Raw genomic sequence first — 8,221 nt, 5'->3', positions numbered from 1 at the left:
CTTAATCAATGACCTCATTTTAGGGGCTCAACTTAGTAAAAGAAGAACGGTCTATTTTGATCGCTTACTGTGAAACTGACATTCCAAGGTATTTTGTAATGACTAGGAGCAGAAAAAGTCGTGATTTGCGCTAGCTCTCGCAATAGTTTGGGAGACAGCGTTGCCTGAATTTTTTGATAGGCACTTGCCGCTTTATCTGCAAATTGTTCGTCCGTCCAATTTCTTACCATATTTACCCCCAAGGCAATGGCTTCTATTTCATCAGCATCAAACATAATAGGCGGGAGGTGATAGCGTTTATCAATGACATATCCGACGCCTGCTTCACCCGAAATGGGCACCCCTGCATATTTGAGGTCATCAATATCTCGATAAATAGTACGCAGACTAACTTCAAATTTTTCAGCTAGGCTATTGGCGGTTACTGCGTGATGCATTCGCCGTAACAAATGCACAATTTCATTAAGCCTCTCCGCTTTACGCATATTCACTCCACTATTTAACTTAATTTGATCATAGCGAGAGTCTGCTGACACCAACTGTCATGAGTCAAGCCCTATCATTCAAAAACGTCAAAACTCGTGACGGATTAGACAACATACAACTTAAAAACAGAAGGAAACTTACAATGATTGGATATGTGACAGTGGGCACTTCAGATTTACCTCGTGCCTGCGCTTTCTATGATGAATTATTTGCAACAATCGGTGCAGGGCGATTTATGGAAGAGCCTGATTATTTTGTCGCTTGGGCTCGCTCTCAAAATGAGTGTGGTCTAGCCGTGACAATCCCGTTCAACAAACAAGCCGCGACCGTGGGGAATGGTACGATGGTAGCCGTGATTTTAGATACGCCAGAAGCAGTGCGCGCTTTCTACAACAAGGCACTTGAGCTAGGCGGAAGTTGCGAGGGCAAACCTGGCTTCAGGCCAGAAAATGCCTCTTCTGGCTTTTATGCTGCTTACTTCAGGGATTTAGATGGCAACAAACTCAATGCTTTTTGCATGGTTCCTGCTGAGTAAGAACAAAAAACGTTTATGCTCACTTGGATACGTCTTTGCAGTAACTCCAAGAACGGCAGGGCTACTTTTAAGTGTAGTCCCGCCGTATAACTGCAAGTGACTTTCGAATTGGAAAATTTGCCACTACCAATTATTCCAAATATTGTAATTATAAATTCCATACATCTTATTTATTTCGTTTTTAGGTAATTGTATCCTAACTCTGACGATAACTTATTAGTTCGGAGAAAATATGTCAGTGTCATCTCTTGTTTATATCGCTCATGGCGAAAAAGTCATTCCAGGTGCAAAAACCGTAGATATCGGAAATGACACACAACACTTACCACAGCATTACATAACCTATCATCACAATTTGAAATCTGTTGAAGAGATACTCAGTAAAATTTCATTTTCTGATGAAATACTATTGTTCTCAGGCATTAATGACAATGGTTTGTACATCCAAGTTGGTGTGATTGGAGAAGAGAATTATCAATTAGGTAACCATGAGTATCCACCCAAAATTGTTTATGGGAGGAAATGGCGAATTGATAGCGATACACCTAGCTCCGAAATCATCCAAACCACTATGCTCGCGATTAAGAAAGTCCGAGAACATGAGGTTCGTGAACTTTTTACTTGGACAGACAATAGATTAGCGATTAAAAGTGCCCCCCTTAGTTGCCATCAAGACATAAATATGTTGAAGAAAGCCGCATCCATAGAACCTACAGCTCTACCTTCAGAGCAAAATACTGAGCTCGACACACAGGTAAGAAAACGAATACGCCCACTTCGATTTTTAGGGCGAAAAATACTTATTCACAATGTGGTAACAATCGATTCTACTCGGTTTCTGTTTGAGTTTATCATAGAGAAACAGCCACTTACGACAAACTCAAATGACGAACAGTTCAAAGAATACAGTACCTTCGAGGCTTCACTTGTTCTAGATCAGAATAACATTTCAAGCTTGGAGTACATGCTGCTCGACACCTTGATTGCTCACAGTGATCGGTATGTAGAGGAAAATTTTGTGTTTGATAGTTTTCGCCGTTTTAGTAGAGCGCATTCTTTTACTTGGATTGCAGAACAATCTCGAAAAAGTCGCCCCTACAAAAAACACTTAGCCAATGAAAAATTCAAAGCAACATTTGAAAAAACTAACTACAAAACTGACCAAATACGCAAACCGGATTTGGGTGAAGGTCTATTGGCAGAATTAAATGTTAAAAAGTTATCTGCGCATCCAAATATCACTGGACATTTGCCAAAAGGGTACAAAAAAAATTTGGTGAAAAGCGCTTAAGTATAGTTACGATAAATGCTACATATTGCCATACAACCAAGGTAACAAAGACCGGGTCGTTGATTTGAGTGCTGCTAAGTTTTCTTTTTGATACCCATAAACACGTATCCCGAAAATAACCATCATGATTTGCTTTGCATAAAGAGCGCTATCTTCTACAGAAAACATGCTTTTGAGTTGTGAAGCATAGTTCGCTTCTATTGTTTTTAACTCAGCTAAAACTGAATGATAAATTTCGCGATTGTGAGAAGAAAGCTCTAACTGACTCTTAATTAAAAAGCACCCGCAATAATTAGTTTCTTTCGACACTTCGATTGTTTGGGCAAGTATATGTCGAATGCCTTCACAGACATCTTTGTGATCGGCTATATGCGCATTGACTTCTGCAACAGTGTTTAATGCATACCGTGATAAGGTGCGCTTGTACAAGCCATCTTTGCTATCAAATTCTCGATATAAACTCCCCGGTTTCAAACCTGTTGCATTTACCAGCTGCTGGATGCTAGTGCCATGATAGCCATATTGCCAAAACACTTCAGTCGCCGATGCTAACACAGCATCAAGCTGAAACTTTTTATTCGCCATTTAACTCATTCCTAGGGAAAACTCCGCGTATCAATTGAGCAGGATTGCAAAATTTCTTCGCGATATCCTGACTCCGTAAACGCAACATACGTATTAAACAACATTTTGAACACTCATTCAAAATATTTCTTGACGAAACAGCTATCGCAAAGTAACATTTTGAACAATCATTCAAAATTAAATGTATATAGGTAATATGATGACCTTAGGTAAACAACTAAACGAAGTAAAAGAAGCATCCGCACAAAACATTCCAGCAGACAAGTTAGAGGTTATGCTCGCCGAAACCGAAACATTAAAGGCAGCGGCGTTAGAAGAAAACGCACCAAAAACAGGTGATACTTTTCCCCACTTTTTGCTAACAGATCAGCTAGGCAAAAGCGTTTCTCTCGCTGAGATAATCAAAACAGGCCCTGTCGTTATTACTTTCTATCGCGGGGGTTGGTGCCCGTATTGCAATTTAGAGTTACGTGCTTATCAGTCTATTTTGGAAGACATCAGTGCCCAAGGTGCACGCTTAGTGGCTATCACACCTGAGCTTCCTGATGCCTCACTTAGTACTGCTGAGAAAAACGAATTAAAATTTTCAGTGTTATCCGATCCAAAATCCGAGTTTTCAAAAAAGCTGGGGATTGTCTTTTCATTGCCTGAGAGTTTACGTCCGATATATAAGGGCTTTGGCATAGATGTAGAGTCACATAATGGCGAGGGTGTATTTGAATTGCCTTTAGCGGCGACATTCGTAATTGCAGAAAACGGCAAAGTTGCCTTTGCCGATGTCAATGCAGACTACACCTATCGCACTGAACCAAGCAAAGTACTGGAAGTGCTTGCCCAATTAAAGTAATAAGCATTCACTAACCTTAAAGGTAAATAACTCATGGCTTACACTAATAAATATATTTGCATGGCAATCAAAACGATAGCATTGCTACTTTGCTTTAACGCCACTGCAAATCAAACGTCAATGGAAGTAGTCGCTACATTTAACCAAGATACACCCCCTGGCAACATAGCGATATCGCCTGAAGGACGCATATTTTTGAGTGTCCATGAGTTCTACTTTAAACCCCTTCGGGTTGTTGAACTACTGAAAGACGGTACTACCCGCCCTTACCCAAATTCAGATTGGGCATATGCTGCACAAGAACGAGAGCACGGCGGGTTATACGGTGTTTTAGGTCTGAACGTAGATAAGTTCGGCATACTTTGGATGCTAGACGTATCTGGCGATGAACACGCAGGACGACTAATAGGCTGGGATACCACAAAGGAAAAGTTGCATAAGGTAATTTATTTGGCTAAACCCGTAATTAAATCAACTAGCTTTCTGAATGACCTAGCCATAGATAGTAAAAACAATGCAATCTTTATTGCCGATACCGGCACTGGTTCGATTATTGTTGTTGACCTCAACACTGGGCACGCAAGACGCGTGCTTGAGAGCGCCGCACAAACCAAAGCCGAACCCTTGGATATGGTGATTGACGGAAAGCTCGTTAAGTTGGGAGGGCAAACTGCCCGACTAGGTATCAACCCCATAACCATCGATCACAAAAGCGAGTTTGTATACTTTGGCGCCATGACTGGCAGGAGTATCTATCGGATTAGTACTAAAGATTTACTAGACAATCAGTTAAGTGAAAAAGAGTTAGTTAAACGCATACAGCGATATGGAGACAAGCCTATTTCTGATGGGATCACAATAGACAATGCCGGCAACGTTTATGTGACCTCTATAACAGATGATTCAATTGGCATGACGCAAGCAGATGGCAACTATAAAACGCTGTTTAAACGAGACGACTTGTCTTGGCCAGATGGTCTAGCCATTGGTCCTAATGACTATGTTTACGCCACAATTAATGAGCTACACCGTTCGCCAGTATTAAACGACGGAAAAGCAGCCACTCTTGGAGAATTCAAAGTCATCAGATTTAAAGCCCTTGCAAAAGCAGAAATAGGCAGATAAACGTCCGATAAAAACAGTGATATGTGAAACACTCTGGCAAATGGCGACAATAGATTTACACACTAATAACAAATAGTTTTTTATCAATGACATTTTTTAAACGTTCTTCTATTCTCGCTGTAGCCTTGGCTACGCTCTCATGCACACAAGTTCCTCCTCAAAGTAAAGCTGCTAAATCCGAGCCATTGTATGCGCCTAATGAGCGCTCATTAGCCAAACACTATGAAGCGCCTGAATGGTTTAGAGACGCTAAACTGGGTATCTATTTTACTTGGGGTCCCTATACAGTTGCAGAAAAACAAAACGAATGGTACCCACGTTGGATGCATTTCCGCGCGACAGAAAGTGATTGGGAAGGTAAAAAACCCGGTTACCACCACGATCTACACGCATGGCATGAAGAAAAATTCGGTGAAGGCTTTGCTTATCACGACATGATAGATTTATTTACTGCAGAACACTTTGACGCAGAAGAATGGGTAGATTTGTTCGAGTTGGCCGGAGCGCGCTTTGCAGGGCCTATCGCCATGCATCATGACGGATATGCGCTATGGGACAGTGACGTGACCCCTTGGAACACCTCGGATACCACACCGAAGGTCGATGTGATGGGTGAGCTATATAAAGAATTAAGAAAAAGAGGAATGAAAACTGTTGCGACTTTCCACCACGCCAGACACCTCCAACGTTATCAAGGGATGAGTTTTCAAGAAGCTACCTCTAGGTATGGACATTTAGATAGTTACCATGCGTTTTGGAACTCTCACTACCCTTGGGATAAAGACCTAGCTACGTCTTCAACAGACCCTAAACTACGCTTGCTATATGGTAATTTACCTGAAGAACAATGGTTGGAAGAATTTTGGTTAGGCTCCTTACAAGAAGTCATTGATAACTATCAACCCGATCTGATCTGGTTCGACACATGGCTAGATTTAATCCCATGGGAAAAGCGCTTTGAGTTCGCTGCATACTATTTAAATGCTGCGCACACTTGGGGCAAGGATGTTATGATCACGCACAAAGATACTGATATGCCTGAAACTGTATCTGTCGAGGATTTTGAACAAGGCAGACGAAACTCCCTTACAGTGGAGCCTTGGCTAACAGATGATACTATTTCTTTAAATAGCTGGTCTTATGTAGAAAACTTACCAGTAAAAACATCGTCTCGCGTACTACACGATTTTATCGACATCGTATCCAAAAACGGGCAATTGCTACTTAACTTATCGCCGAGGTATGACGGCACGATTCCAGATGATCAGAGAAAAGTCTTAAAAGACCTAGGGGATTGGTTACGTGTTAATGGTGAAGCAATTTATGAAACGCGCCCTTGGCTAATCTATGGCGAGGGACCAACGCGTATGAAAGGTGATGGCCACTTTGCACAAGCTACCAAGTATACTGAAAAAGACATCCGGTTTACAACGCGCGGTGATCAAGTATACGCAATTGCACTCGGTACGCCCAAAGAGACTTTAACCATCGTCGCGCTAGCTACCAACAATAGTTTACAGGAAGAACCTATTACTTCTGTCACCTCACTCAATGGTGATTATGTTGAATCTTGGGTTCAGGAACATGACGGTCTCAAGATCACCCTTAAAAAGGGTGCTCCGACACAGTTAGCTTATGCCTTTAAGATTGGTCAATAGATGACCATCTTGTCTTTGCAAACAATCAAGCTCAGCAAGGCACTCTGTGCCTTGCTCTCGATCCTTTTGCTAAATGCTTGTGCAAGTAGCCACAACACTACTAAGCACTACGCATCAGAAGAAACATCATTATCCAAACACCAAGCCGCGCCGAAATGGTTTCGCGATGCTAAATTAGGCATTTATTTTACATGGGGGCCTTACACCGTCGCGGCAAAGCAGAACGAATGGTACCCTCGTTGGATGCATTTCGATATGCAAGACGAGGATTGGCTGGGAAACACCCCAGGATATCATCACGATTTGCTTGGCTGGCATACCGAAAACTTTGGTCATCCATCAACTACACCATATCACGAGTTGTTTCATCAGTTTACTGCTGAGCACTTTGATGCGGAAGAATGGGCGCAGTTGTTTTATGAAACAGGTGCCCGTTTCGCTGGTCCCGTTGCAATTCACCATGACGGCTACGCGCTTTGGGACAGCGCTATTACACCGTGGGACGTCAAAGACATTGGACCGAAACGCGACATAACCGGAGAGTTGGCTCAAGCACTTAGGAAAAGAGGCATAAAACTGGTAACCACCTTCCACCACGCCAGAAACCTTCAGCGGTATGCAGGCCTATCACCTCAAGAAGCGCTTGAACCCGCACCTTGGGATGACAGCATATATCACGCATATTGGAATTCCCACTATCCGTGGATTGAAGGCTTAGCAACAGCATCGGATGATCCAAAGTTGCAGCTACTCTATGGCAACATGGATGAACAAGTCTGGCTAGAAGACGTATGGTTAGGAATGCTCAAGGAAGTCGTTGACAAATACCAGCCTGATTTAGTTTGGTTTGATACTTGGTTAGATCAAATTCCTGAAAAATATCGTTACGAATTTGCGAGTTATTACTTCAACAAAGGTATCGAGTGGGGTAAGGATGTAATGATGACCCACAAACACACCGACATGCCTACTAGCTTTTCTGTTGAAGACTTTGAGCAAGGTCGAAGAGATGAATTGACTGACTTGCCATGGCTTACGGATGACACAATGGCAATATGGACTTGGTCTTTTACAAACAACATGCCACTCAAATCGAAAGAGCGAATCATTCATGAATTTATCGATATTGTGTCTAAAAACGGTCAACTATTATTAAATATTTCTCCAAGGGCAGATGGGAGCATTCCACAAAACCAACGTGACATCTTACGCGCGCTTGGTGCTTGGATGAAAGTCAACAACGAAGCGATCTATGAAACTCGTCCGTGGATAGTCTATGGTGAAGGGCCAACTCAAATGAAAGGAGATGGTCATTTTACAAAACCAGTCGCCTATGGAGAAAAGGACGTGCGCTTCACCACCAAAGGGGAAATGCTGTACGCCATTGCCTTGGGTACGCCCACACAAGAACTCGTTATCAAGTCTCTTGCAGATGATCTAAAACTGTACAAAGGGGAAATTGCGGCCGTTGAGGCATTGGTTGGTGATGTGGTTAAGAGTTGGTCACGAGATAGCACTGGCCTGCGCATTACTTTAAAAGATGCTGCGCCTAAGCAGGTAGCTTATGCTTTTAAAATCATTGAGAAAAAAACCTTGGCCAAAATGACCGGACTGGATCAAAGCTCTATGAACAAATAAAGTGAGTTAATACTCAGTGATAACAACACAGCAATGGCGACGCGCCTGTGTCGCCA

At 42.3% G+C, this 8,221-nt stretch carries 8 protein-coding genes; 6 read left to right on the top strand and 2 right to left on the bottom strand.

Annotated elements, in window-relative coordinates; translation table 11 throughout:
• Positions 1-32 precede the first annotated feature (32 nt).
• Positions 33-485 (bottom strand): helix-turn-helix transcriptional regulator, encoded by a 453-nt coding sequence (locus ACFOHL_RS12395; RefSeq protein WP_376920550.1) that lies wholly within the window; start codon positions 483-485, stop codon positions 33-35.
• 143 nt (positions 486-628) lie between these two features.
• Between ACFOHL_RS12395 and ACFOHL_RS12390 the strand changes: the two genes are divergently transcribed.
• Both ACFOHL_RS12390 and ACFOHL_RS12385 read left to right on the top strand, forming a co-directional pair.
• A complete protein-coding gene (locus ACFOHL_RS12390) occupies positions 629-1,021 on the top strand; it encodes a VOC family protein (RefSeq protein ID WP_376920549.1) in 393 nt (130 codons plus the stop codon).
• Between the two features lie 232 nt (positions 1,022-1,253).
• A complete protein-coding gene (locus ACFOHL_RS12385) occupies positions 1,254-2,312 on the top strand; it encodes a hypothetical protein (protein WP_376920548.1) in 1,059 nt (352 codons plus the stop codon).
• Positions 2,313-2,330: 18 nt separating this feature from the next.
• On the opposite strand, the gene ACFOHL_RS12380 is transcribed toward ACFOHL_RS12385, so the two are convergent.
• Positions 2,331-2,897, bottom strand: coding sequence for a TetR/AcrR family transcriptional regulator (locus tag ACFOHL_RS12380; protein WP_376920547.1), 567 nt, complete (start codon positions 2,895-2,897; stop codon positions 2,331-2,333).
• Between the two features lie 199 nt (positions 2,898-3,096).
• Between ACFOHL_RS12380 and ACFOHL_RS12375 the strand changes: the two genes are divergently transcribed.
• The 4 genes from ACFOHL_RS12375 (at position 3,097) to ACFOHL_RS12360 (ending at position 8,165) form a co-directional block, all read left to right on the top strand.
• Positions 3,097-3,744: a peroxiredoxin-like family protein gene (locus ACFOHL_RS12375; protein ID WP_376920546.1), complete on the top strand. Its 648-nt coding sequence runs from the start codon at positions 3,097-3,099 to the stop codon at positions 3,742-3,744.
• A 33-nt stretch (positions 3,745-3,777) separates the two neighbouring features.
• Complete coding sequence (locus tag ACFOHL_RS12370; protein ID WP_376920545.1) at positions 3,778-4,869, top strand: L-dopachrome tautomerase-related protein; 1,092 nt, start codon at positions 3,778-3,780, stop codon at positions 4,867-4,869.
• Between the two features lie 86 nt (positions 4,870-4,955).
• Positions 4,956-6,527: an alpha-L-fucosidase gene (locus ACFOHL_RS12365; protein ID WP_376920544.1), complete on the top strand. Its 1,572-nt coding sequence runs from the start codon at positions 4,956-4,958 to the stop codon at positions 6,525-6,527.
• Positions 6,528-8,165: an alpha-L-fucosidase gene (locus ACFOHL_RS12360; RefSeq protein ID WP_376920543.1), complete on the top strand. Its 1,638-nt coding sequence runs from the start codon at positions 6,528-6,530 to the stop codon at positions 8,163-8,165. It begins immediately after the preceding gene.
• Positions 8,166-8,221 lie beyond the last annotated feature (56 nt).

This window comes from Agaribacter flavus, assembly GCF_042646125.1.
Lineage (GTDB): Bacteria > Pseudomonadota > Gammaproteobacteria > Enterobacterales > Alteromonadaceae > Glaciecola > Glaciecola flavus.
The sequence above is the reverse complement of the archived record's forward strand: the minus strand, read 5'-3'. Positions and strand labels throughout refer to the sequence as shown.